Origin of the sequence: Gordonia sp. DT101 (assembly GCF_049844895.1) — a bacterium.
Taxonomy (GTDB): domain Bacteria; phylum Actinomycetota; class Actinomycetes; order Mycobacteriales; family Mycobacteriaceae; genus Gordonia.
In genome coordinates this window covers 96475-120034 of record NZ_JBNCLX010000006.1, presented here as the reverse complement: position 1 = coordinate 120034, position 23560 = coordinate 96475, and the positions used below count along the sequence as shown (strand labels likewise).

At 67.2% G+C, this 23560-nt stretch carries 25 protein-coding genes and 4 tRNA genes; 22 read left to right on the top strand and 7 right to left on the bottom strand.

The genetic code is table 11. The features are described 5' to 3' along the window. Window positions 1-120: 120 nt before the first annotated feature. Window positions 121-1131: an alpha/beta hydrolase gene (locus tag ACLQ3I_RS19880; protein ID WP_425804175.1), complete on the top strand. Its 1011-nt coding sequence runs from the start codon at window positions 121-123 to the stop codon at window positions 1129-1131. A gap of 54 nt (window positions 1132-1185) precedes the next feature. Here ACLQ3I_RS19880 and ACLQ3I_RS19875 read toward each other — a convergent pair whose 3' ends face one another. Together ACLQ3I_RS19875 and ACLQ3I_RS19870 are read right to left on the bottom strand one after the other, a co-directional pair. Then, a complete protein-coding gene (locus ACLQ3I_RS19875; protein WP_425793862.1) occupies window positions 1186-1452 on the bottom strand; it encodes a hypothetical protein in 267 nt (88 codons plus the stop codon). A gap of 163 nt (window positions 1453-1615) precedes the next feature. Then, window positions 1616-2398 carry an SDR family NAD(P)-dependent oxidoreductase gene (locus ACLQ3I_RS19870; protein ID WP_425804173.1) on the bottom strand — a complete coding sequence of 261 codons (783 nt, stop codon included), beginning with the start codon at window positions 2396-2398 and terminating at the stop codon, window positions 1616-1618. Window positions 2399-2484: 86 nt separating this feature from the next. On the opposite strand from ACLQ3I_RS19870, the gene ACLQ3I_RS19865 reads away from it, so the two are divergent. Continuing rightward, window positions 2485-3336, top strand: a complete 852-nt coding sequence (locus ACLQ3I_RS19865) for a helix-turn-helix transcriptional regulator (protein ID WP_425804171.1) — start codon at window positions 2485-2487, stop codon at window positions 3334-3336. 82 nt (window positions 3337-3418) lie between these two features. On the opposite strand, the gene ACLQ3I_RS19860 is transcribed toward ACLQ3I_RS19865, so the two are convergent. From ACLQ3I_RS19860 to ACLQ3I_RS19850, 3 genes are all read right to left on the bottom strand, one after another. Further along, window positions 3419-3493: transfer RNA gene (locus ACLQ3I_RS19860), tRNA-Val, on the bottom strand. Window positions 3494-3516: 23 nt separating this feature from the next. After that, window positions 3517-3590: transfer RNA gene (locus ACLQ3I_RS19855), tRNA-Cys, on the bottom strand. A 24-nt stretch (window positions 3591-3614) separates the two neighbouring features. Further along, a tRNA-Gly gene (locus tag ACLQ3I_RS19850) sits at window positions 3615-3687 on the bottom strand. 212 nt (window positions 3688-3899) lie between these two features. Between ACLQ3I_RS19850 and ACLQ3I_RS19845 the strand changes: the two genes are divergently transcribed. Beyond that, window positions 3900-3971, top strand: a tRNA-Val gene (locus tag ACLQ3I_RS19845). A gap of 327 nt (window positions 3972-4298) precedes the next feature. Here the strand turns inward: ACLQ3I_RS19845 and ACLQ3I_RS19840 are convergent. Then, window positions 4299-4940: a hypothetical protein gene (locus ACLQ3I_RS19840; protein WP_425793866.1), complete on the bottom strand. Its 642-nt coding sequence runs from the start codon at window positions 4938-4940 to the stop codon at window positions 4299-4301. 237 nt (window positions 4941-5177) lie between these two features. Between ACLQ3I_RS19840 and ACLQ3I_RS19835 the strand changes: the two genes are divergently transcribed. From ACLQ3I_RS19835 to ACLQ3I_RS19775, 13 genes are all read left to right on the top strand, one after another. Beyond that, complete coding sequence (locus ACLQ3I_RS19835) at window positions 5178-5594, top strand: TIGR02611 family protein (RefSeq protein ID WP_425793867.1); 417 nt, start codon at window positions 5178-5180, stop codon at window positions 5592-5594. A 127-nt stretch (window positions 5595-5721) separates the two neighbouring features. Then, a complete protein-coding gene (gene thrS / locus ACLQ3I_RS19830; protein WP_425804169.1) occupies window positions 5722-7797 on the top strand; it encodes a threonine--tRNA ligase in 2076 nt (691 codons plus the stop codon). Continuing rightward, the gene (locus tag ACLQ3I_RS19825; protein WP_425793870.1) at window positions 7781-8356 is read left to right on the top strand and encodes an HIT family protein; all 576 of its coding nucleotides are present in this window, start codon (window positions 7781-7783) and stop codon (window positions 8354-8356) included. Before thrS ends, ACLQ3I_RS19825 begins: the two co-directional genes overlap by 17 nt. Before the next feature lie 49 nt (window positions 8357-8405). After that, entirely contained in the window at window positions 8406-9092 is a 687-nt protein-coding gene (gene pgsA / locus ACLQ3I_RS19820; protein WP_425793871.1) for a phosphatidylinositol phosphate synthase, read from the top strand. A gap of 28 nt (window positions 9093-9120) precedes the next feature. Then, entirely contained in the window at window positions 9121-10056 is a 936-nt protein-coding gene (locus ACLQ3I_RS19815) for a phosphatidylinositol mannoside acyltransferase (RefSeq protein WP_425793873.1), read from the top strand. Next, window positions 10053-11177: a glycosyltransferase family 4 protein gene (locus ACLQ3I_RS19810; RefSeq protein ID WP_425793874.1), complete on the top strand. Its 1125-nt coding sequence runs from the start codon at window positions 10053-10055 to the stop codon at window positions 11175-11177. The genes ACLQ3I_RS19815 and ACLQ3I_RS19810 overlap by 4 nt, the downstream gene beginning before the upstream one ends. 13 nt (window positions 11178-11190) lie before the next feature. Then, window positions 11191-11727 carry an NUDIX hydrolase gene (locus ACLQ3I_RS19805; protein WP_425804167.1) on the top strand — a complete coding sequence of 179 codons (537 nt, stop codon included), beginning with the start codon at window positions 11191-11193 and terminating at the stop codon, window positions 11725-11727. Between the two features lie 148 nt (window positions 11728-11875). Continuing rightward, entirely contained in the window at window positions 11876-12853 is a 978-nt protein-coding gene (gene pdxS, locus ACLQ3I_RS19800; protein ID WP_425804165.1) for a pyridoxal 5'-phosphate synthase lyase subunit PdxS, read from the top strand. Between the two features lie 28 nt (window positions 12854-12881). Beyond that, a complete protein-coding gene (locus ACLQ3I_RS19795) occupies window positions 12882-13811 on the top strand; it encodes a PP2C family protein-serine/threonine phosphatase (protein ID WP_425804163.1) in 930 nt (309 codons plus the stop codon). Window positions 13812-13933: 122 nt separating this feature from the next. After that, window positions 13934-14449, top strand: coding sequence for a response regulator transcription factor (locus tag ACLQ3I_RS19790; RefSeq protein ID WP_425804161.1), 516 nt, complete (start codon window positions 13934-13936; stop codon window positions 14447-14449). Between the two features lie 98 nt (window positions 14450-14547). Continuing rightward, complete coding sequence (locus ACLQ3I_RS19785) at window positions 14548-15402, top strand: acyl-CoA thioesterase (RefSeq protein WP_425804159.1); 855 nt, start codon at window positions 14548-14550, stop codon at window positions 15400-15402. After that, the gene (gene pdxT, locus ACLQ3I_RS19780) at window positions 15399-16019 is read left to right on the top strand and encodes a pyridoxal 5'-phosphate synthase glutaminase subunit PdxT (protein WP_425793881.1); all 621 of its coding nucleotides are present in this window, start codon (window positions 15399-15401) and stop codon (window positions 16017-16019) included. The genes ACLQ3I_RS19785 and pdxT overlap by 4 nt, the downstream gene beginning before the upstream one ends. 127 nt (window positions 16020-16146) lie before the next feature. Beyond that, complete coding sequence (locus ACLQ3I_RS19775; RefSeq protein WP_425793882.1) at window positions 16147-16899, top strand: YebC/PmpR family DNA-binding transcriptional regulator; 753 nt, start codon at window positions 16147-16149, stop codon at window positions 16897-16899. A gap of 26 nt (window positions 16900-16925) precedes the next feature. Here the strand turns inward: ACLQ3I_RS19775 and ACLQ3I_RS19770 are convergent, their stop codons facing one another. Continuing rightward, window positions 16926-17570 (bottom strand): hypothetical protein, encoded by a 645-nt coding sequence (locus ACLQ3I_RS19770; protein ID WP_425804156.1) that lies wholly within the window; start codon window positions 17568-17570, stop codon window positions 16926-16928. Window positions 17571-17669: 99 nt separating this feature from the next. Between ACLQ3I_RS19770 and ruvC the strand changes: the two genes are divergently transcribed. From ruvC to secF, 6 genes are all read left to right on the top strand, one after another. Beyond that, window positions 17670-18275, top strand: coding sequence for a crossover junction endodeoxyribonuclease RuvC (ruvC, locus tag ACLQ3I_RS19765; RefSeq protein WP_425804154.1), 606 nt, complete (start codon window positions 17670-17672; stop codon window positions 18273-18275). Then, on the top strand, window positions 18272-18871 hold the full coding sequence (gene ruvA / locus ACLQ3I_RS19760) for a Holliday junction branch migration protein RuvA (RefSeq protein ID WP_425793885.1): 600 nt from the start codon (window positions 18272-18274) through the stop codon (window positions 18869-18871). Before ruvC ends, ruvA begins: the two co-directional genes overlap by 4 nt. Then, window positions 18868-19959, top strand: coding sequence for a Holliday junction branch migration DNA helicase RuvB (gene ruvB / locus ACLQ3I_RS19755; protein WP_425804152.1), 1092 nt, complete (start codon window positions 18868-18870; stop codon window positions 19957-19959). The genes ruvA and ruvB overlap by 4 nt, the downstream gene beginning before the upstream one ends. A gap of 173 nt (window positions 19960-20132) precedes the next feature. Beyond that, on the top strand, window positions 20133-20540 hold the full coding sequence (yajC, locus tag ACLQ3I_RS19750) for a preprotein translocase subunit YajC (protein ID WP_425793887.1): 408 nt from the start codon (window positions 20133-20135) through the stop codon (window positions 20538-20540). 161 nt (window positions 20541-20701) lie between these two features. Then, window positions 20702-22309: a protein translocase subunit SecD gene (gene secD, locus ACLQ3I_RS19745; protein WP_425804149.1), complete on the top strand. Its 1608-nt coding sequence runs from the start codon at window positions 20702-20704 to the stop codon at window positions 22307-22309. Further along, on the top strand, window positions 22306-23547 hold the full coding sequence (gene secF, locus ACLQ3I_RS19740; RefSeq protein WP_425804147.1) for a protein translocase subunit SecF: 1242 nt from the start codon (window positions 22306-22308) through the stop codon (window positions 23545-23547). The genes secD and secF overlap by 4 nt, the downstream gene beginning before the upstream one ends. Window positions 23548-23560: the final 13 nt, after the last annotated feature.

Genomic DNA, 23560 nt, shown 5'->3' with positions numbered 1-23560 from the left:
GGTCAGCCTGTGCCGGTGGATGTCCGCGCCTGGACAGTCATACGTCGTCGCATCGCCGTCCCTGACGGGCGCAGGTTGGGGGAGTGCCGGGTGGGCTGGGGGAAATGGGGGAGGACCTTCATGTGGCGGAAACCTGTCGTCGTGGGCATTGCCGTGTGCATCGCGATCGTGGGCGCGCTGACGGGAGCCCCGTCCGCGGGGGCGGTACCGGCACCGGTACCGGACGTGTCGACTCCCGCCGCGAGCGGGGCGAGACTCGTCGCCGTCACGATGTCGTCGCCGGCACGCGCGACGGTGACGGTCTATTCCGCCGCGATGGGGAGGCCCACCAACCTGTCGGTGCTTCTTCCGCGGGATCAGGGGACGCCGCGGCCGACGCTCTACCTTCTCGACGGTATCGACGGCGGTGTGTATACGAACTACACCGAGAGCGGGTGGACTCGCCAGACCGACGTCGCGCGATTCATGGCCGACAAGGATGTCAACGTCGTGCTGCCCATCGGGGGAACGGGTTCGTATTACACCGACTGGACGTCGCGGGATCCGGTGCTCGGACTGAACCGCTGGGAGACGTTTCTGACCAAGGAATTGCCGCCGCTCATCGATTCCCGCTTCCGGGGAAACGGGGTGAACGCCATCGGCGGGCTCTCCATGGGGGCTTTGGGCGCAATGTCGCTTGCCGTGCGGAATCCCGAGCTCTATTCGGGCGTCGCGGCATTCAGCGGTTGCCTCGACCAGGGGAGTACCGAACTCCGCCAGGCGACCGCGGCAACGGTGGCCACCCGCGGCGGTAACCCCGACAACATGTGGGGACCGCCGGGCGACTCGGACTGGGCGGCGCATGATCCTGCTGCTCGTGTTTCCGCGCTCAAAGGAAAGCCGATCTATGTCGCGGTCGGCAACGGGCTCCCTGATCCCTCACTCGGGCTCGCCGGTATCGCGTCGCCCGTGGGCGGCATCCTCGAGAGTGTTGCTCTGCGATGCACGATGAGTTTCCGGGAGAAGGCGGACCGGGCCGGCGTCAGGGCGACCTACGACTTCCGTGCCGGACTGCACTCGTGGGGTTACTGGGATCAGGATCTCCACCGCGCGTGGCCGACGCTGGCCAAAGCTCTGCGCGTCGGCCGCTGACGGGCCGCGCGACGCGGACGCCACATCGTCTTCGTCGCGAGAATCATCCAGTGCCTAGATCGATCCGGCCCAGCGTGCGATCAGATCGCGAATGCGTTGCTCGGTGAAGAGGTCCGCGCCGGTGTCCGGGTCGATGTACGGCGAGGCATCGGCGGCGACGACGAGCCGGTACCGATCGGGATTGTCCAGGTTGTGTACGACCCCGCCGATTTCCACCCGTGCGGACCTGCCGGGCGTCGTGACATGGAAACCGTGCGGCCGCGTGAGCGCGTTCAGTTCCTCGATCTTGGAATGTGACGGACCCGGGACCTGAAAGCTCACAATGCGACCTCCTCGGTGTCGACGATCTTTCCCACTGCCCCAGGGTAGGGCGGTGGCGGCTGGAGGCGGACGTCCGTGCGGGCAGTGGTGCGCAACAACAAGAAAGGTACTCTCGGAAGGGTGCCTGACCTGCGATGACAGTCGTGCGAAACCGGGTCACTCCTCAGGCACCGGCGCCGCCGTCGACCGGCACGATCGCGCCGGTCACCATCGAGGCGCGGTCACTGAGCAACCACGCGGCCGCCTCCGCCACCTCGCGGGGCTCGGCCATCCGGCCGAGCGGGATAGACGCGTTGATGTGCTCGATGATGCCAGGTGTCGCTGCCTCCCACGTGTCGATCATCTCCGTGGCCGTGCCGCCGGGGGCGATCCCGTTCACGCGGATCTTGTGAGGGGCCCAGCTCACGGCGGCACTCTCGGTGATGCTGTTGAGTGAGCGCTTCATGGCACCGTACGCGGGCAGGTCGGGGTTCGCGCGCCTGCTACCGATGCTCGAGGTGTTGACGATCGCCCCGCCGCCGCCTCGTCGCATGAGCGCGGCCTCGGCGGTCATCGCAGTCCAGTGCGCCCGGAAGTTCACCGTGAATTGCTCCTCGATGTCCTCGTCACTCGTCATGTCGAGTGGGCCGGGCTGCTGGATCGCAGCACCGTTGTTGAACGCGCCGTCGAGCTGTCCGTGAAAGTGCTCGATGCGGTCGATCGCAGCGCCGATACTTGCGCGGTCGGCGAGGTCCACTGGCACGGCATTCGCCTCGGCACCGTCGGCACGGATCTCTTCGACGATCTGCTGCAGTGCATCGATGCAGCGGGCAGCGAGCACGACGCGAGCGCCTTCCTGCGCAAAGAGCCGGGCCGCGGCCGCCCCTATCCCGCGGCTCGCGCCGGTGATGAACACGACCTTTCCGACGAGCAGGCCGATGGGTGCGATGTCTTTGTTGTTCGTCATGGTGACAGCGTCAGGCAGCCTTCACGCCGGATACAGGCACAGTCAGTACCAGGATCCATCGGCGCACGAGCGTCCATACTCGGGGTATGGACAGGCAGGAGCTCGGGGAGTTTCTCCGGAGCCGTCGCGAGCGACTCCGCCCGGAGGACGTCGGCCTCCCGTCCGGTTCGCGCCGGCGGACACCAGGTCTTCGTCGCGAGGAGGTCGCGGTCCTCGCGCACATCTCGACCGAGTACTACGTCCGCCTGGAGCAGGGCCGGGCGCCGCGACCGTCGAGTGAGGTCCTCGCCGGGATCGGAGGCGCGTTGCGGCTCACCGATACCGAGTCCGATCATCTCCACGTCCTCGCAGGGACCGCTCCGAGCCGTACCGCACTGCATCGACGCGACGTCCGCCCCAGCATCCTCGCGCTCCTCGAGCGGCTACCCCAGACGGCCGCTTTCGTGACGTCCGCGGTCTTCGAGGTGCTGGCGTGGAACGACCTCGCTGCCGCCCTCATGGAGGACTTTGCCGCACTCGCGCCGGGCGACCGCAATCTCGCGCGCCGAGCATTTCTCCGGCCGACCCACGCCGAGACGGCGCTGTACGGGGTCTCGGACGCCGCAGAGTTCCGGCATCACGTTGTCATGGAGCTTCGCTCGACCGTTGCCCGGTACCCGTCCGACCCCGCCGTGTCAGCCCTCGTCGAGGAGCTCCGCAATGCCAGCCCCGAGTTCGCCCGACTCTGGGAACGCCATGACGTGCAGGCTGCGCCGATGCTCACGAAGACTTTCCGTCATCCGGTCGTCGGGGAGATCACCGTCGACTGCGACTCACTCACACTCACCGACCGCGACCAGACGCTCGTGCTCTACAGCGCACCCCCGGGGTCCCCGTCCGCCGAGGCCCTGGCGCTTCTGAATGTGCTCGGCGTGCAAGCCAGGGACTACCTGCCGTAACCGAGTGGCAAGGCGCAACGGCCGGACAGCAGAGACGCGGCCCCCGATCATCTCGGAAACCGCGTCTGAACTGTGTAAATAGTGGTGCGCGATACTGGGATTGAACCAGTGACCTCTTCCGTGTCAGGGAAGCGCTCTCCCACTGAGCTAATCGCGCGTGACTATGAAGTTGGTGTTCTTTGGAGGCGGCGACGGGAATCGAACCCGTGTGCACGGCTTTGCAGGCCGTTGCCTCACCACTCGGCCACACCGCCAATTGCGAGAGGACTCGCTCGCCGAGCGGATGACGGGATTCGAACCCGCGACCCTCACCTTGGCAAGGTGATGCGCTACCAGCTGCGCCACATCCGCATGGTCGGGAGCTGATCTTGTGGATCTTTTGTTGCTCTCGACGCGAAGCAGAACACTATCGGACCACTCCACACCTAGCCAAATCGCCTGGTCAGCGCATCGCGTCATGCCGGTGAAACATGACGACACGACGACAGGGTGGGGATTTGGGTTCCGCATGCCAACCCGTGTAATCTTCCTCCTCGTGCACTGGCGCCGAGCGCGCCGAGCGCGGTCCCGTGGCTCAGTGGAAGAGCGTCCCGTTCACACCGGGAAGGTCGCTGGTTCGATCCCAGCCGGGACCACCGAGTCAAAGGCGTCATTGCGCTGTCGCGCACAACATCTGCACTACGTCGGCTGTCTTCCGGGCCGGGGTCGGCACCCAGGCCAGGAAACCGACTCTTTGCGCTTATGTGGGACACCGCGGCGGATATCAGTGGGTATGTACCGTCGCGGTCGATCCGACATTGCGCAACGCGGGAACCGCGTGCTCTGGCAAGGCCTTCCGCCTCGCACGCGGCCCAGAGGGCAAAGGCCTCATGTGTGACCGCGGGCGCTGGATTCACGTCCGCTCGATGTGACACCACGCCCACTTGCCGCAGAGTGCGGCGCTCCGACGCCGTCGCCGTAAATCACCCGCCCGGCGGCGGCCCCGTGACCATGTGCTTACGCTCGAACTCCGGTGCTTCGGGATCGCTGTGGACGATTTCGCAGTAGGTCACCGGCGGCTGACGGAGTACGAGTCCGGAGGCGGGTGAACATCGGTTGATGTCAGAGACGGCGATGCGGCGGGTCACCTGCCACGTCGTCAGATCGCATTCCGGCGAGACCGCCACCAGGTTCCCGCGCTCACTACCGGGCGAGTAGCAACTCCCGACGTGCAGATTGGGGGCCAGGCACATCGCGCCGTAGAACGTCATCGTCGAGGTATGTCGACCGTCGAAGTCCTTGATCACGTAGCGTCCGAAGGCGGTCTTGCCCTTGTCCCGGTCCGCGCACGTGGTCGTCCTCTCGAACGTGTGCGACACCACCACGTATCCGGCCTTGGGTGAGGAACAATTGAGGGCGGTGTTGGCGGCATGGCCGCCGCGCATCATGTTCGCGACGACCGGGTTGTCGAATCCACTCACACACTGACCGACCTCGACGTCGTCCCAGTGCTCGCCGTTGTCACGGGTCTTGAGCCAGTAGCCACCGCCCACGACCGCAACGATCAGGATCAACGATCCCACCAACCGGCCTCTGGCGCCCCACCGATCGCACCGTCCCGACATGACCCAGATCCTACGTGTGGGTGACTCGCGGCTCAGTCGACCGGATGAGTGAAATAACCTGCGGCGCACGGCCGGTAGACCCCCCCTGGAATCGCTGCCCGACTGTCCGCTTCGAGGCAGCCCGGGCGGTCACCACCCGGCGCAGGTCAGGTAGCGGGTCCGCCGACGCGCCGGCGCCGGTAGCCGTCGCGTAGGCTTGACGGGCAAATTCGGTCGGGCGGTAGCGAAGCGGGGAAAATGTCGGCCTGGAAGCGGTTGCGTCTGTGGGGCCGCCAGCGGCGTTACATCATCCGTCGCAACCCGAAACTGCACCGCGTGTATCGCCTCGCAGTGGGTGTGGTGGGCACGTTGGTGCTCGCGTGCGGCATCGTCGCCATCCCGTATCCGGGTCCCGGCTGGCTGATCGTGTTCCTCGGGCTCGGCATCCTGGCCTCGGAGTTCGCCTGGGCGCACCGCGTGCTGACCTTCGCCCGGGGTAAGTACGACGCATTCATGGACTGGATGCAGCGTCAGCACTGGTCGGTGCAGGCCGTCGCGTGGCTGGGGACCGCCGCGATCGTCGTCGTCACCTTGTGGCTGCTGGGCGCGATCGGGATGGTCGCCGGTTGGGTGAACATCGACGCCGACTGGCTCGCGAGCCCCATCCTGTCCTGACGACGCGGGTGCGCCGCGCCGAACGGGTCGGCGGATGCGGGTCGTCGAACAGGCGCAGATACGATCAGAGGCGCAACCAACCCGCCTCGACACGTCCATCGTGTTCTGACTGCTGAGGAGCGTCCTCGTGCCCGACGATCTCCAGGTGACCACCCCCGCCACCATCCGTGTGCCGGCCGGGACCACCGCGGGTACGGCGCTTCGCGATCACGACCTGCCCAACAAGGGGCCGGACGCGATCGTCGTGGTCCGCGACGCGGCCGGGCAACTGCGCGACCTCTCGTGGACCCCGGATCTCGACACCGACGTCGAGCCCGTCGCCGCGAACACCGAGGCCGGGCGCAGCGTGATCCGGCATTCGTGCGCGCACGTCCTGGCACAGGCCGTGCAGGAACTGTTCCCGAACGCAAAGCTGGGGATCGGGCCGCCGATCAAAGACGGCTTCTACTACGACTTCGACGTCGCTGAGCCGTTCACCCCCGAGGACATCACCGCCCTCGAGAAGAAGATGAAGCAGATCATCAAGGCGGGACAGCGGTTCTCGCGGCGGGTCTACTCGTCGAAGGACCAGGCGCGGATGGAGCTGTCCGCCGAGCCGTACAAGCTCGAACTGATCGACGACAAGGGCGCCGCCGCCGACAGCGAGGTCATGGAGGTCGGCGGGGCGGAACTGACCGCCTACGACAACCTGAATCCGCGCACCGGCGAACTCATCTGGTGCGACCTGTGTCGGGGTCCGCATGTGCCGACGACCAAGTACATCTCCGCTTTCAAGCTGACCCGTAGCTCCGCGGCCTATTGGCGAGGTGATCAGGACAACGCCGATCTGCAGCGGATCTACGGCACGGCCTGGGAGTCCGCGGAAGCCCAGGACGCCTATCTCGAACTGCTCGCCGAAGCCGAACGACGGGACCACCGCAGACTCGGCGCGGAGCTCGACCTGTTCAGCTTCCCGGACGAACTGGGTTCCGGTCTGCCCGTCTTCCATCCCAAGGGCGGCATCATCCGCACCGAGATGGAGGACTACTCGCGTCGGCGCCACATCGATGCCGGTTACGAGTTCGTCAACACCCCACACATCACCAAGGGTCATCTCTACGAGGTCTCCGGCCACCTGGATTGGTACGCCGACGGCATGTTCCCGCCGATGCAGCTCGACGCCGAGCTCAACGACGACGGCACCGTGCGCAAACCGGCGCAGGACTACTACCTCAAGCCGATGAACTGCCCGATGCACAACCTGATCTTCCGGTCGCGCGGTCGGTCGTATCGGGAACTGCCGTTGCGGCTCTTCGAGTTCGGGTCGGTCTACCGATACGAGAAGTCGGGCGTCATCCACGGTCTGACCCGGGTGCGCGGCATGACCCAGGACGACGCGCACATCTACTGCACCCGCGACCAGATGCGCGACGAGTTGCGGTCACTGCTGACGTTCGTGCTCGATGTGCTCAAGGACTACGGCCTCGACGACTACTACCTCGAGCTGTCCACCAAGGACCCGAAGAAGTTCGTCGGCGACGACGAGTCGTGGGAGATCGCCACCGAGACGCTCGCCGAGGTGGCCCGCGAATCGGGCCTCGACCTGGTGCCGGATCCCGGCGGCGCGGCGTTCTACGGCCCGAAGATCTCGGTTCAGGTGAAAGATGCGCTCGGGCGCAACTGGCAGATGTCGACCATCCAGCTCGACTTCAACCAGCCCGAACGATTCGAACTCGAGTACACCGGTTCCGACGGCGCCAAGCATCGGCCGGTGATGATCCACCGCGCACTGTTCGGCTCCATCGAGCGCTTCTTCGGAGTCCTCACCGAGCACTACGCGGGCGCCTTCCCGGCGTGGCTGGCGCCTGTCCAGGTGGTCGGTATCCCGGTCGCCGAGGCCTTCGCGGATCACCTGCAGGCCGTCGTCGACGAGCTCAAGAAGCGGGGCATCCGCGCCGAGGTCGACCATTCCGACGACCGGATGCAGAAGAAGATCCGCAACCACACCACGGGCAAGGTGCCGTTCATGCTCCTCGCGGGCGAACGCGACGTGAACGCCGACGCGGTGAGTTTCCGGTTCCGCGACGGCTCCCAGGTCAACGGGGTGCCGGTGGCCAGTGCCGTCGAACTCATCGCGGGCTGGGTGACCGAGCGCCGCAACGACTCACCCACGTCGGACAGCCTCGACCACGGGGTCGACGGATCGAATGCCGCCGATGGCTGAGCAGGCCGACGCCGCCGGCGATCGGGAGATCCGTGACTGCGGAACTGGGGACCCGGATCGGCTGCAGCGTCTCTGGAGCCCGCACCGGATGACCTACATCACGTCCGATCCGCCGCCCTCGGCGAAATCGACGGGACATCCGTTCCTCGACATCCCGCTGATGTCCGACGAGGACGGGCTGGTGGTGGCACGGGGGGCCGCGGTCTACGCGGTGCTCAATCTCTACCCGTACAACCCGGGCCACACCATGATCGTCCCGTATCGCCAGGTGGCCGACCTCGAAAACCTGACGGCCGAAGAGTCCGACGAACTGATGTCGTTCACGCAGCGGATGATCCGCACTATCAAGTCGGTGTCGAATCCCAACGCGTTCAACGTCGGTCTGAACCTCGGTTACGCCGCAGGCGGCTCACTCGCCGAACACCTCCATCAGCACATCGTGCCGCGCTGGATCGGCGACGCGAACTTCATCACGGTTGTCGGGGAGACGAAAGTCATGCCACAGTTGCTGCGCGACACCCGTTCGTTGCTCGCCGACGCGTGGCTGGACCAGCCGTGACACCGACAGCGTCGATTCCGGCCGGGCGGGGGAGGAAAGGAGCGGTCAGATGCTGAGCATCCGGGGCCGGTCCTCGGTATCCAAGGTGACATTGCCCCTCGGACGCGCACTGCTTCGTACCGGCCTCAGTCCGGACATCATGACCCTGATCGGCACCGCGGCCACCATCGCGGCGGCGCTGACATTGTTCCCGATGGGGTATCTCTTCGCCGGCACCCTGGTGATCTGGCTCTTCGTGATGTTCGACATGCTCGACGGCGCGATGGCCCGTGCCCGCGGTGGCGGCACCAGGTTCGGTGCGGTGCTGGACAGCACCTGTGATCGTGTCGCCGACGGAGCGATCTTCGCCGGACTGGCATGGTGGTGCGCGGTGACCGAGCCGCATCGACTGCTGCTGATCGCCACCCTGATCTGTCTGGTCACCTCCCAGGTCATCTCGTACGCGAAGGCGCGGGCGGAGGCGAGCGGGCTCAACGGCGACGGTGGGTGGATCGAGCGTCCCGACCGGCTGATCATCGTCCTGGTCGGCACCGGCCTCACCGGGCTGGGGCTGGATTGGGCTGTGCACGTGGCGGTCTGGGCGCTCGCCGGGTTGTCGGTCATCACCGTCGGCCAGCGGATGTGGTCGATCTACTCCTCGCCGGGCGCGCGGGATCTGATCCCGCTCGCCACCCAGAACGCCGACGACGACGAACCGCCGACGACGGGCACTCAGCCGCAGGCCGGAGCACACTGACACACATGGTGACGGGGGAGAGGGCCCGATGAGCTCGGTCACGGGCACGATGGCAGGCCTGGGGTACGCGGCCGGCTGGGCAGCGGTGCGCTATGCGCCGGAATCGGTGGCACGGGGGCTGTTCGACCGCTTCGGCGATCTCGCCGGACGTCGCAAGGGCGGGCCCGCGCAACTGCGCCGGAATCTCGCCCGGGTGGTGGGCACCACGCCGGAGGAAGTGCCCGACGACCTCGTCGCCGCCGCGGTGCGTTCCTATGCCCGGTACTGGTGCGAGGCATTCCGGCTGCCGGTCCAGGATCTCGCCGCGACAGCGGCGACGGTGACGGTCCCCGGACCCGACCAGGTCGTCCTCGATGCCGCCATCTCGGCCGGGCAGGGGGTGATCCTGGCCCTCCCGCACACTGGGAACTGGGACATGGCCGGGGTCTGGCTCGTGCAGAACCGCGGAGACTTCGCGACGGTCGCCGAGCGCCTCGAACCGGAGTCGCTGTTCAGACGGTTCGTCGAATACCGGGAATCCCTGGGATTCGAGATCTTCCCGCTCAGCGGCGGCGAGGAGCCACCGTTCGCGCGCCTCGCCGAGAGGTTGCGGGCGGGTGGCGTCATCTGCCTGCTGGGCGAACGGGATCTCGCGCGGCACGGGGTGCCGGTGACCTTCTTCGGTGAGAAGACTCGGATGCCCGCGGGGTCGGCGAAGCTGGCCATCGAGACGGGCGCGGCGCTGTTACCGGTGCACCACTGGTTCACCGACGCACCGAACTCGATGATCTCCGTCGGGACCCCGATCGACGTGTCGGGCGGTGTGGGACCGGCGACGCAGGCGTTGGCGAACGTGTTCGAGAAGAACATCGCCGCACATCCGCAGGACTGGCACATGCTCCAGCCGCTGTGGGAGGCCGACTGGTCGTCGGAACGACGGGCGCGTATCGAGGGCGACTCCGCGACCGAGGAGTCGGGCCGGTGAGAATAGGGATGGTCTGCCCGTACTCCTTCGACGTCCCCGGTGGCGTGCAGGCGCATGTCGTCGAACTCGCGCAGGTGTTCATCGGACGCGGACACGAGGTCAGCGTGCTGGCGCCGTCAGCGGACGAGGGGCGCCTGCCCGACTACGTGGTCTCGGCGGGTCCCGCGCTCGCGATCCCGTACAACGGGTCCGTCTCCCGGGTGAGCTTCAGCCCGACGGGCTATCTGCGCCTGCGTAAGTGGGTCGACGAGAGCGGCTTCGACGTTTTGCACGTGCACGAACCGAACGCACCGAGCATCTCGATGTTGTCGTTGATGGTCGCGTCCGGCCCGATCGTGACGACCTTCCACACATCGACGACGCGTTCGATGTGGCTGACCGTCTTCCAGGGCATCCTTCGGCCGTACCACGAGCGGATCTCGGGAAAGATCGCCGTTTCCGAACTCGCGCGCCGCTGGCAGATGGAGTCGCTGGGGTCCGACGCGGTGGAGATCCCCAACGGCATCGACGTGGGCGGGTTCGCCGATGCCGAACCGCTGGACGGCTATCCGTGGCCAGGGCACACGATCCTGTTCCTCGGGCGCTACGACGAGCCGCGCAAGGGGATCGACATCCTGATGCGCGCGCTGCCGTCGATCGTGGTGGAGTTCCCCGACGTGCGGGTGCTGATTGTCGGTGGCGGCAGCGAGCGCGCACTGCGGCGCCGTGCCGGATCACTGGCGTCACATCTCGTCTTCCTCGGCCAGGTCGACGATGCGACCAAGGCGCGTGCGCTGCGTTCGGCGGATGTCTACTGCGCCCCCAACCTCGGCGGGGAGAGCTTCGGCATTGTGCTCGTGGAAGCCATGGCCGCGGGGGCGGCCGTGGTGGCCAGCGACCTGAATGCGTTCCGGCGCGTCCTCGACGACGGTCGGGCCGGACGACTGGTGTCGACCGGATCACCGGATGCACTGGGCGCCGCGGTCATCGAACTGCTCGGCGACGACGAGGCCCGGGAAGAGTTGGTGAGAGCCGGCCGACGACGTGCCGACCGGTACGACTGGTCGCGGGTGGCCGACCAGATCCTACGTGTCTACGACACGGTGACGGTCGGCACCGGGCCGGTCGTCGTGTCCGATTGAAGGAGGTGGGCAGATGACGATATCGGGCCTCACGATCCTCGTGATCGGGGTGATCATCTTGCTTGCCGTCCTGGCCGGCGGGTGGGCGTTCCAGACCGCGAATCGTCTCGACCGGCTCAACGTCCGGGTGGATCTCGCACGTCAGGCGCTCGATGCGGCGCTGGCGAGGCGGGCGGTGGTGGCGCGGGCGATCGCGTCGGGAATGGTCGTCAGCTACGACGAGGAGACACGGTCGGCAGGACAAGCGCTGGCCGCGGCGGCCGACCATGCCGAGCATGCGCCGGCGCACGCCCGTGAACAGTCGGAGAACCGGGTGTCGGCGCTCCTCGCGCAGACCGACACACAGACCAGGCCGCAGGGCCTGGTCGTGGAGCTGGCCGATTCCGAGACCCGCGTGATGATGGCTCGACGGTTCTACAACGACGCCGTGCGTGACACCCGCAACCTGGCCGAACGTCGGCTGGTCCGGTGGTTGCGCCTCGGTGGTACCGCCGAGCTGCCGCAGTACTTCGAGATCATCGAACGCGTCACCCCCAGCGGCCACGGCTGAGAGGCGGCGCAGGAGGTGTGCGGCCGTACCAGGTCGGATGGGTGACCGACGATGACCGCTGTCCTGTGGCTCGCCTAGACTTGTGGGGCAACCGCGTCATGCGGACCCGGCACCCGGTGCCGGAATGACGACATCAGGAGACATCACAGTGAGTCAATTCCAGTCAGGGAACACTCCCGGACCGGACGCCCCGAACACCCTCAACGGCACGGACGGGAACGGACATCGCGATCCGGCACCGACCGTTGGGCAGGGAACGGCCCGGGTGAAGCGCGGCATGGCGGAGATGCTCAAGGGTGGCGTCATCATGGACGTCGTCACCCCGGAGCAGGCGAAGATCGCCGAGGACGCCGGAGCGGTCGCGGTCATGGCCCTCGAGCGCGTGCCCGCCGACATCCGGGCGCAGGGCGGCGTGTCGCGGATGAGCGACCCGGACATGATCGACGGGATCATCTCGAAGGTCTCCATCCCGGTGATGGCCAAGGCCCGGATCGGTCACTTCGTGGAGGCGCAGATCCTGCAGAGTCTCGGCGTGGACTACGTCGACGAGTCCGAGGTGCTGACTCCCGCCGACTACGCGAACCACATCGACAAGTGGCAGTTCACGGTGCCTTTCGTGTGTGGTGCCACCAATCTCGGTGAGGCGTTGCGACGGATCACCGAGGGCGCGGCGATGATCCGCAGCAAGGGCGAGGCCGGTACCGGCGACGTATCGAATGCGACGACGCACATGCGCAAGATCCGCGACGAGATCCGGCGGCTCACGTCGCTGCCGAAGGACGAATTGTTCGTCGCGGCAAAGGAACTGCAAGCGCCCTACGATCTCGTCGTCGAGGTCGCCGAGGCAGGCAAGCTGCCGGTCACGCTGTTCACCGCGGGCGGTATCGCCACCCCGGCCGACGCCGCGATGATGATGCAGCTCGGCGCCGAGGGCGTGTTCGTCGGTTCGGGCATCTTCAAGTCGGGCAATCCGGAGCAGCGGGCGGCCGCGATCGTGCAGGCGACCACGTTCCACGACGATCCGGATGTGCTGGCCAAGGTCTCGCGCGGCCTGGGAGAGGCGATGGTCGGGATCAACGTCGACGACATCCCGCAGCCACACCGACTCGCAGAGCGGGGCTGGTAAGTCCGATCTGCCGTAGGATCTGCTGATCATGGACGCGGCGACGATCGTTCGGGACGCATCCCGTTGCGGCACCGACACACTGGCGGGCCTGCAGCTCGAGTGGGCGGCGGTGTGCAACGTCGGCCGAGTACGCGAGGCCAACGAGGATGCCGCGCTGGTGGAACCGGGGCGCTACCTGCTGGCCGACGGCATGGGCGGTCACGACAGCGGTGAACTCGCCAGCGAGGCCGCCCTCGAGACGCTGGCCGCGGTCGAGGCACTGGGAGACCAGACCGAGACCCAGCTGGCACTCATCGAGTTGCTGTCGGACGCCCAGATCCGGATAGGGGAGATCGACACCGAGTCCGAGCGCCGCGCCGGTACCACCGCGACCGGAGCCGTGCTGGTGACCCACGACGGTGAGCCACACTGGCTGGTCCTCAACATCGGCGACTCACGGACCTATCGCCTCCAGAGCGGCGAGTTCGAGCAACTCACGGTCGATCACTCGCAGGTCCAGGAGTTCGTGGACGCGGGCTTCCTCACCCCCGAACAGGCCCGGGTCGACCCGCGGCGCAACGTGATCACACGTGCGCTCGGGGCCGGCATGGCAGAGCCGGAGGCGGACTTCTTCTCGCTACGCGCGTTGCCCGGCGACACGCTCCTGATCTGTTCGGACGGCCTCACCGGCGAATTGCCCGACGAGGAGATCGCAGACCTCCTCCGGAGTGCGGCAACCGCGCAGGACGGTGCCGAGGCGCTGGTGGAGGCGACCCTCGCGCTCGGTGCACACGACAATGTCACGGTCATCGTCATCGTCGTCCACGAGGCGGCGACCGACGCCGGTGACGTCGACGGGACCGGTCGGGACGGCGCAGCGGTCGACGGGAGCCGAGTCGATGGCGGTCTTGTCGATGGCCGTGACGTCGAGGACAGCGAGGTCGGCGACACCGACACCGACGCCGACGTCACCGACTGACCCGCCGCCTCGACGCGTCGATATTTCCCTGTCAGAATCGCGGAACCTTGCGGCGACTCGTCGCGTCTAACTCACGACAGCAGGGCACACACCGGATGCCCCTCGAATGAGTGAGGACAACCATGACGGTCACCGCACAGCACGCTTCGCAGCGTCACTCGTCTGTCGCTGCCGACGATCGGCCCGTGCACGATGCGGGCCGACACACCGAGGCGACACGTCGTCGGCAGGAGGCGCTCGCGCGCCTCGCACAACGACGGATGCCGCTCCCCGGTCAGCCGCTCGATGGAACCGTGGTCACTCCGCGCCGCACCCGGCCCGCCCGTGCGCACATGACGCTGGTGACGTCGGAGGTACGCGCGGATTCGAATCGTCCGCACTGCTCGTGCGGCACCGACTCCGCGGACACCGAACATCCGGCGCTCACCATCCGCGAGATCGAGGTGCTGCGCACCTGGTTGATGCTCGACTCCAAAACCGCAGTGGCAGAAGCGCTGTTCATCTCGCTCGGCACGGTGAACACGCACCTGACAAGAATTCGGGCGAAGTACTCGGAGGCCGGGCGGACCGCGTCCACCAAGGCCGCGCTGGTGGCACGCGCCGTTCAGGACGGGCTGATCTTGCTCGACGAACTCTGACGAATCACCTGCGCCGCGGGACGTGAGGTCGGCAACACGGCCGATCAGACCGCGCGGGCAGCACGCTCGCAGACCGCCTGGTGCGCGATACTGGGGCCGTGGCAACCATCGAAGAGATCCTCCAGGTCGAGCCCATCGAGACCGACATCTATCGAGGGCTGGCGTTTCCCACGCTCATGCAGCGGACCTTCGGTGGTCAGGTGGCCGGGCAGGCACTGATGTCGGCCACCCGCACGGTGGCTGCCGAGTACGCGGTGCATTCGTTGCACGGCTACTTCGTGCGGCCGGGGAACCCGGAGAAGCCGACGCTGTTCCTCGTCGACCGGATCCGGGACGGCCGGTCGTTCGTCACGCGGCGCGTGACCGGGGTCCAGAACGGCGTCGCGATCTTCACGATGTCGGCGTCGTTCCACGTGCGCACCGATCACGGCATCGAACATCAGGACCGGATGCCACCCGCGCCGGCTCCCGAGGAGTTGCCCGATGAGGCGAACGAACTCCCGGAGGATGCCAAGGCGATCTTCCGAGAGTGGAAGAACTTCGACATCCGGCTGGTGCCACCGGACCGCCTCGCCACCTCCGATTACTTCGCGGCGCAGCAGCGGGTGTGGTTCCGCTACCGTCACCGGCTCCCGGACGACCAGGTCTTCCACGTGGGCACCCTCGCGTACATGAGCGACATGACCCTGCTCGGCTCCTCGAAGGTGCCGCATCCCGATGCCGATCTGCAGGCGGCCTCCCTGGACCATGCGATGTGGTTCATGCGTCCCTTCCGGGCGGATCAGTGGCTCCTCTATGACCAGACCTCACCGTCGGCCTTCGGTGGGCGAGCGCTCACCCAGGGCCGGATCTTCGACCACGCCGGGCGGATGGTCGCCGCGGTCACCCAGGAGGGACTGACCCGCGTCGGGCGGGAAGCGCCCGCGGATCGGTACGACGGGCAGGCGCGGTGAGCGGCGTCGACACTCCGCGGATCGGGGTCCTGGCACTCCAGGGTGACGTCCGGGAGCATCTCGCCGCCCTGACCGAGGCGGGCGCGCAGGCCGAGGCCGTTCGCCGCCCGGCCGAACTCGCGGCCGTCGACGCGGTGGTCATCCCAGGAGGGGAGTCGACCACGATGAGTCATCTGCTGAACGTGTTCGATCTGTTCGACCCACTGCGGGAGCGGCTGGCCGCGGGCATGCCCGCCTACGGTTCCTGCGCCGGCATGATCATGCTGGCGAGCACGATCCTGGACACGCGCGCCGACGCCCGCCACCTCGACGCCCTCGACATCACGGTGCGGCGCAATGCCTTCGGTCGGCAGGTGGAGAGCTTCGAGACAGACCTGGAGTTCACCGGTATCACCGACCGGCCGGGGGATGCCCCGATGCGGGCGGTGTTCATCCGGGCGCCGTGGGTGGAGTCCATAGCCCCGGAGGTCGAGGTACTTGCACAGGTGCCGGACGGTCCCGCCGAGGGACGGATCGTCGCGGTGCGGCAAGGTGACGTCCTCGCGACGTCGTTCCATCCGGAGGTGACCGGCGACCGGCGGGTGCACCAGTACTTCGTCGACATGGTGCGGGCCTGATCATCACGGCGCCGGGAGCGTAGCGGCAGTTGAGTCGGCACGCACCGGTAAGATCTTGACGTTGGGCCGATCGTCATCGGATGGTCGCGCCACGTGGTACTGACGTCGAGAAGGATGTGGGAGTCTCATGAGCGGCCATTCCAAATGGGCCACCACCAAGCACAAGAAGGCGGTCGTCGACGCCAAGCGCGGCAAGATGTTCGCCAAGCTGATCAAGAACATCGAGGTGGCGGCGCGCACCGGAGGTGGTGATCCGGCCGGCAATCCCACTCTCTATGACGCCATCCAGAAGGCCAAGAAGTCGTCGGTGCCCAACGACAACATCGAGCGGGCCCGCAAGCGTGGTGGCGGTGAAGAGGCGGGCGGCGCCGACTGGCAGACCATCATGTACGAGGGGTACGGCCCGAACGGCGTCGCGATCCTCATCGAATGCCTCACCGACAACCGGAACCGCGCCGCAGGCGAGGTGCGGACCGCGATGACCCGCAACGGCGGCAACATGGCCGATCCCGGTTCGGTGGCATACCTTTTCACCCGTCGGGGTGTGGTCACGCTGGAGAAGAACGGCCAGTCCGAGGATGACCTGCTGATGGCCGTCCTCGATGCCGGTGCCGAGGAGGTCAACGACCTCGGAGAGTCCTTCGAGGTGGTGAGCGAACCGACGGATCTGGTCGCGGTCCGGACGGCGTTGCAAGAGGCCGGCATCGATTACGACTCCGCCGAGGCGGACTTTCGGGCGTCGGTCGAGGTGCCGGTGGACGCCGACGGCGCGCGCAAGGTGTTCAAGCTCATCGATGCGCTCGAGGACTCCGACGACGTGCAGAACGTGTTCAGCAACGTCGACGTGAGTGACGAGGTGCTCGCCGAACTCGACGAGTAGGACAGTCGCGAATCGTTCGGCGGACGTCAGGACATCCGGTCCCGGTGGCGTGTCGTGCGTGGATGGTCGACGGCGACGGCCGGGCGGTCCGGGTGGTCGTAACGGACCTCGATGTCGGCGTCGCCCGATGCCTCCGCGTATCGCAGGATCGGCTCGACGGTCCACTGCGCGTCCGGCGACGAGATCCGGCGGAGGGTGGCCCCGCTCATCCGGAGCCGGATCGCCAGATCCACGTCGAGATCCCTGCCGACGAGCATCGGCCCGGCCAGGATCAGCACCTGGTCGGACGCCGCGTCCTGTCGTCGGTCGCGGAAGGAACGATCCTGTTCGGCATCCCACAGACGCGGCAGCCATCGGCCTGCGACGCGGAGCGCGGAGACGACCTCCCGATCGAGCGCCGGGTAGTCGAACCACGTGGATCGAAAGCTCTCCGGGTCGGTATGCCCGTACTCGAACCGCAGCGACGCCGCCCGCAGATAGTCGGCCATCCGGACGACGGCCGCGGCACGTCCGACGACCCGGAGCCGGGCAGCGAGACGGTCGGCGAGGTCGTCGGGCCGGGCGGCGGCGGCACCGTCGATCACCACCACCACACGGCCGTCGCGGGCGGCGACGTGGGAGAGGCAGAGTTCGACGAGCCCGTCGGGCGTGGTCGGCGTGTACGTGGGCATGGCACCTTCGATTGTCGCGTGTTGTTGTCCGTCGTCGTCGGCGCCTGCCGATAGAATCTCGAACAACTGTTCGGAAATGCTTGCACGGTGGAGGTGTACGTGCGTGTGATGGGAGTCGATCCCGGCCTGACGCGCTGTGGGATCGCCCTGGTCGAGTCGGGTCGGGGACGGAACGTGACCGCGCTCGACGTCGACGTGGTCAGGACGCCCACCGACATGGAACTCGCGAACCGGTTGCTGGCCATCTACACGGCTGCGAGTCACTGGCTCGATGTGCACCAGCCGGACGTGGTCGCGATCGAGCGGGTGTTCGCACAGAATCAGGTGTCCACGGCGATGGGGACCGCACAGGCGGGCGGGGTCATCGCGTTGGCTGCCGGTCAACGCGATGTGCCCGTGCGATTCCATACCCCGTCCGAGGTCAAGGCGGCCGTCACGGGGAGTGGCCGGGCCGACAAGGCGCAGGTCACGATGATGGTCACCCGCATCCTCGGGATGCAGACGAAGCCGAAACCGGCAGACGCCGCCGATGCCCTGGCGCTGGCGATCTGCCACTGCTGGCGAGGAGCCACCACGGAGAAGATGATCGAGGCACAACGCAAGGCCGAGGAACTGGCACGGCGCCATCGTGAGCGCGTGGCGCAGGCGTCCGCCGATCGTGCGTCGTCGTCGCAACGACGGTCGCGGGCCGGGGGAGCGGCATGATCGCCTCGGTGCGGGGTCCCGTCGTCGACGTCGCCCTCGACCACGTGGTGATCGATTGCGCGGGCGTCGGCTACCGCGTCCTCGTGACGCCCGGAACCGTCGGGTCGCTGCGGCGCGGCGAGGAGGCGACGTTGCTCACCTCGATGATCGTGCGCGAGGACTCGATGACGCTCTACGGTTTCACCGATGCCGATGCGCGGTCGTTGTTCACCCTTCTGCAGACGGTGACCGGGGTCGGCCCGCGCCTGGCGATGGCGACCCTGGCGGTCCTGGAGCCAGACGCGCTTCGCCGCGCATTGGCCGAGTCCGATGTGAAGGCGCTGACCACCGTTCCGGGGATCGGGAAACGCGTGGCCGAACGACTTGTCGTGGAACTTCGGGACAAGGTCGAGGCGCCTGCGGCACGAGACGGTGTGGCGTCGACCACCGCGATCGGCGGCACGGTGCGGGACCAGGTGGCCGAAGCGTTGCTGGGTCTCGGGTTCACGGCCGCACCCGCCGACCGGGCCCTGGCCGCGGTACTCGCCGACGCGCCCGATGTGGATGCCTCCACCCTTCTCCGGAAGTCGTTGGCGCTCTTGGGGAAGACCGCATGACCGACGATCAGGCGCCCGGGCCCGAGGAGCGCGACATGAGCGCCGCGGAGTTGCACTCGGACGGCGAATTCGATGCCGGGCTGCGTCCACGGTCATTGGCCGACTTCATCGGCCAGCCCAGGGTCCGCGAGCAACTCGAGCTCGTGCTGCGCGGTGCCAAGGGGCGCGGCGGCACCCCGGATCACATCCTGCTGTCCGGACCACCAGGGCTCGGCAAGACGTCACTGGCGATGATCATCGCCGGCGAGATGGGCGCCGCGATCCGCGTGACGTCCGGTCCGGCGCTCGAGCGTGCCGGCGATCTCGCGGCGATGCTGTCAAACCTGGTCGACGGCGATGTGCTCTTCATCGACGAGATCCACCGGATCGCCCGCCCGGCCGAGGAGATGCTCTACCTCGCGATGGAGGATTTCCGGGTCGACGTGGTGGTGGGGAAGGGGCCCGGTGCCACCTCCATCCCGCTCGACGTGGCACCGTTCACCCTCGTTGGCGCCACCACCCGATCCGGGTCGCTGACGGGTCCGTTGCGTGACCGGTTCGGGTTCACCGCGCACATGGAGTTCTACGAGAACGACGAGCTGGTGCATGTGCTGCGCAGGTCGGCGGGGATTCTGGGTATCCGGCTGCTCGAGGACGCCGGGGTCGAGATCGCCGGTCGGTCACGCGGCACCCCCCGCATCGCCAACCGGCTGCTGCGCCGGGTCCGCGACTACGCCGAGGTGCGCAGCGATGGTGTCATCACCCTGGACATCGCACGGGCAGCGCTCACCGTCTATGACGTCGATCAGCTGGGTTTCGACCGCCTCGACCGCGCCGTCCTCAACGCTCTCGTCCGAGGGTTCGGTGGCGGACCGGTCGGGGTGTCCACACTGGCGGTCGCGGTGGGTGAGGAGCCCACCACCGTCGAGGAGGTGTGTGAACCGTTCCTGGTGCGCGCCGGGATGATGGCGCGGACCCCGCGTGGCCGCGTCGCGACGGCCGCGGCCTGGCATCACCTCGGTCTCACACCGCCGGCCGGCGCGATGAACGCAAGCTTCGGCGTCCGCACCCGCGACACCCTGACCGAGAGCCTGTTCGACGATCTCTAGACCTGCCGCGAACCCGAGGATCGCGGCGACTTTCCCGGGCATGGCACACTGGGGAGAGCCCGCCGGAGGACTTGGTGCGATCACGCGCGCCTGCGAGCGGCACTCGGCTGACCGGCCGAACCCGACATAACGCCCACAACACGACCGAACCGACAAGGATTGTTGCTGTAATCATGGAGTCCCTCTTCTTCCCCCTTCTGCTGGCCCTGCTGGCCGGTTTCATGTTCCTGAGCATCCGCAAGCAGAAGAAGCGCGTGTCCGAGATGCAGGACATGCAGAACTCCGTGGCCACCGGTGCACGTGTGCAGCTGACCTCGGGAATGTTCGCCACCGTCGTCGAGGCAGGAACCGGCGATTTCGTCGACCTCGAGATCGCGACCGGTGTCGTGGCCCGCTTCAATCGCGCCGCTGTGGTGCGGGTGGTGCCGACCGAGGACGCCGCCGAGACCTATCCGGGCGCTCTGATCGGGCGGCCCGAGGAGATCGTCGACGATCCGTCGCCGTCGCTCGGTGCAGATTCCAGCACCGACGACAGCGTGTGGACCGAACGTCCGGGCGACACCCCCTCCGACGAGAAGTGATCAACCTGCGGGCGCGTGAACGCGCCCGCAGGCCACCGAGCGCGGTGGCACCGGAGGACGGTTGCTACCGCGCAGTCAGTAGAGTGGGCGACCGACCGCCACGACCGCGCGGCGGGGCCGCATGGTGCCCGGCGCGCATTCCCTAGGAGACCAGAACAGCAGTGACCACACCTCGCCGGGCGTCGACGAAGCGGTCGGGACCTCCACGTGAGATTCCGCCGTGGAGACCCCTGACCGCTTTCTTCGTGTTGTTGGCCGTCGTCTGGGGGCTGGTTTTCTTCACCGGAGGCGGATCGCCGACACCCAAGCTGGGTATCGATCTGCAGGGCGGCACCCGCGTGACGCTGACCGCCCGTACCCCGGACGGTCAACCGCCGTCGCGTGACCAGCTCAATCAGGCGAAGCAGATCATCGAGCAGCGCGTGAACGGGCTCGGTGTGTCCGGCTCGGAGGTCGTGGTCAACGGCAACAACCTGGTCATCACGGTGCCGGGCGACGACGGCAAGCAGGCGCGCTCGCTGGGCCAGACCGCCCGACTGTTCGTGCGGCCGGTCGAGAAGGTGCAACCCGCGACCCCGCAGCCGAAGACCGATGAGCAGAAGCAGCAGGAAGACAAGCAGTCCGGCGACACCTCGGCCGCCGCGATCGCCGAGCAGCGCAAGCTTCGGCAGGCGCCCGCCGGGGCCAATCTCGACGCGCTGACGGCGCAGATGACCAAGATGGACTGCTCGCCGGGCGCCAACGATCCGTTGCTGGGCAACGATCTGCCCGACCAGAACCTGGTGGCGTGCTCCCAGGACGGCAAGGAGGTCTACCTCCTCGGGCCGGAGATCATCGACGGCCGGGACATCAAGAACGCGACGGCGGGCACCACGCAGCAGGCCGGATCGTGGATCGTGCAGGTCGAGTTCAAGGGCGCGGCGCAGAAATTCTGGCCGACCTACACCGCCCAGAACACCGGCAAACAGACCGCGTTCACCCTCGACACCAAGGTGGTCTCCGCACCTCAGATCCAGGGCGCGATCACCACTCCGTCCACCGAGATCAGCGGCAACTTCAGCCAGCAGGAATCGAAGGATCTCGCCAACGTCCTCAAGTACGGTTCGTTGCCGCTTTCCTTCGAGGCCTCCGACGCCGAGACGGTCTCGGCCACACTGGGTCTCGCGTCACTGCAGGCCGGACTCATCGCCGGCCTCGTCGGACTGATCGCAGTCCTTCTGTACGCACTGTTCTACTACCGGATGCTCGGCATCCTGACGATGTTGTCGCTGGTGCTGTCGGGACTGATGGTGTACGGCATCATCATCCTGCTGGGCCGGTGGATCGGCTTCACCCTGGATCTCTCCGGCATCGCGGGTCTGATCATCGGTATCGGCATGACGGCCGACTCCTTCGTCGTCTACTTCGAGCGAATAAAGGACGAGATGCGGGAGGGCCGAAGTTTCCGGTCCGCGGTGCCGCGCGGCTGGGCGAGCGCGCGGCGCACCATCTGGTCGGGTAACGCGGTCAGCTTCATCGCCGCGGTCGTCATCTATGTCCTGGCCATCGGTGAGGTACGCGGATTCGCATTCACGCTGGGTCTCACCACGATCCTCGACGTCGTGGTGGTCTTCCTGGTGACCCATCCCTTGGTCGTCCTCGCGAGCCGGTCCGAGTTCCTGTCCAGACCGAAGGTCAACGGGCTCGGCGCCGTGAGTGAGGTGGCGCGGCAGCGGAGACTGTCGGCCCGTACGGCCAAGGTCGAGGCGTCGGAAGGAACGGCGAAATGAGCAGTACGCAACGCCCCAATTCCGGTCGATCGGACGGCTCCCGCGGCGCGGCGCAGCCCGACGTGGCGGTCGACGACACCGATGTGACGAGAGAGATGAGCCCGACGTCGGAGGCGAATTTCGTCGCGGAATCCGACCGGTCGTTCCTGTCCCGGCTCTACACGGGTACGGGCGCATTCGAGTTCGCCGGTCACCGTCGCGCGTGGTACATCGTCACCGCCGTGATCCTGGCCATCTGCATCGCCTCGATCGCCATCCGCGGTTTCACCCTGGGCATCGACTTCGAGGGCGGCACGCAGGTCTCCATCCCGGTCTCGGCCGGTGTGACGAGCGATTCCGTGGAGGAGGTCTTCGCAGACACATTGGGCAGCGAGCCCGAGTCCGTCCAGACCGCGGGCTCCGGCAGCTCCGAGACCGTCCAGGTGCGCACCGAGACCCTCACCATTCAGCAGACCCAGCAGGTGACGAGTGCCCTCGCGGACAAATTCGCACCCGAGCTGACCGCGGCCGAGGTGAGCTCATCCGATGTCAGTTCCACCTGGGGCGGCGAGATCACCAAGAAGATGCTGATCGCGCTGGCGGTGTTCCTGATCATCGTGTTCGTCTACATCGCGGTGCGCTTCGACCGGGAGATGTCGCTGGCCGCATTGGCGTCGCTGTTCTTCGACATCATCGTGACGGCAGGCATCTATTCGCTGGTCGGATGGGAAGTGACCCCGGCCACCGTCATCGGCCTCCTGACCATCCTCGGCTTCTCGGTGTACGACACAGTCGTCGTGTTCGACAAGGTGGCCGAGAACACCAGATCGGTGCTGCAGACGACGCGACGAACCTACGCCGAGCAGACCAACCTGGCGATCAACCAGACCCTCATGCGCTCGATCAACACCACGATCATCTCGGTGCTGCCGATCATCGCGCTGATGGTGATCGCCGTGTGGTTGCTGGGCGTCGGCACGCTCAAGGACCTGGCGCTCATCCAGCTCGTGGGCGTGGTCGTCGGCGCCTACTCGTCGATCTTCTTGGCGGCGCCGCTACTCGTCACACTCAAGGAGCGCCGTTCCGAGATCGCGCGCCACACCAAGCGGGTCCTCGACCGGCGTGCGCGGGTGGCGGCCGGGCAGGATGTCTCGGAGGATCGACCGGTCCGCGGCCGCTCGGCGGGGAGCCGGTCGGCGAAACGGTCCGACGAGGACGCACCGACGAGCCCGACCGGAAAACGTCGACGGTCGCGCTAGTCTACGGGTCGTG

Bases quoted from the DNA above. Each gene is read 5' to 3' on its own strand.
- ACLQ3I_RS19880 (WP_425804175.1), top strand. From the start codon at position 121: ATGTGGCGGAAACCTGTCGTCGTGGGCATTGCCGTGTGCATCGCGATC.
- ACLQ3I_RS19870 (WP_425804173.1), bottom strand. From the start codon at position 2,398: ATGACGAACAACAAAGACATCGCACCCATCGGCCTGCTCGTCGGAAAG.
- ACLQ3I_RS19865 (WP_425804171.1), top strand. From the start codon at position 2,485: ATGGACAGGCAGGAGCTCGGGGAGTTTCTCCGGAGCCGTCGCGAGCGA.
- ACLQ3I_RS19840 (WP_425793866.1), bottom strand. From the start codon at position 4,940: ATGTCGGGACGGTGCGATCGGTGGGGCGCCAGAGGCCGGTTGGTGGGA.
- ACLQ3I_RS19835 (WP_425793867.1), top strand. From the start codon at position 5,178: ATGTCGGCCTGGAAGCGGTTGCGTCTGTGGGGCCGCCAGCGGCGTTAC.
- ACLQ3I_RS19825 (WP_425793870.1), top strand. From the start codon at position 7,781: ATGCCGCCGATGGCTGAGCAGGCCGACGCCGCCGGCGATCGGGAGATC.
- pgsA (WP_425793871.1), top strand. From the start codon at position 8,406: ATGCTGAGCATCCGGGGCCGGTCCTCGGTATCCAAGGTGACATTGCCC.
- ACLQ3I_RS19815 (WP_425793873.1), top strand. From the start codon at position 9,121: ATGAGCTCGGTCACGGGCACGATGGCAGGCCTGGGGTACGCGGCCGGC.
- ACLQ3I_RS19805 (WP_425804167.1), top strand. From the start codon at position 11,191: ATGACGATATCGGGCCTCACGATCCTCGTGATCGGGGTGATCATCTTG.
- ACLQ3I_RS19795 (WP_425804163.1), top strand. From the start codon at position 12,882: ATGGACGCGGCGACGATCGTTCGGGACGCATCCCGTTGCGGCACCGAC.
- ACLQ3I_RS19790 (WP_425804161.1), top strand. From the start codon at position 13,934: ATGACGGTCACCGCACAGCACGCTTCGCAGCGTCACTCGTCTGTCGCT.
- ACLQ3I_RS19775 (WP_425793882.1), top strand. From the start codon at position 16,147: ATGAGCGGCCATTCCAAATGGGCCACCACCAAGCACAAGAAGGCGGTC.
- ACLQ3I_RS19770 (WP_425804156.1), bottom strand. From the start codon at position 17,570: ATGCCCACGTACACGCCGACCACGCCCGACGGGCTCGTCGAACTCTGC.
- ruvA (WP_425793885.1), top strand. From the start codon at position 18,272: ATGATCGCCTCGGTGCGGGGTCCCGTCGTCGACGTCGCCCTCGACCAC.
- ruvB (WP_425804152.1), top strand. From the start codon at position 18,868: ATGACCGACGATCAGGCGCCCGGGCCCGAGGAGCGCGACATGAGCGCC.
- yajC (WP_425793887.1), top strand. From the start codon at position 20,133: ATGGAGTCCCTCTTCTTCCCCCTTCTGCTGGCCCTGCTGGCCGGTTTC.
- secF (WP_425804147.1), top strand. From the start codon at position 22,306: ATGAGCAGTACGCAACGCCCCAATTCCGGTCGATCGGACGGCTCCCGC.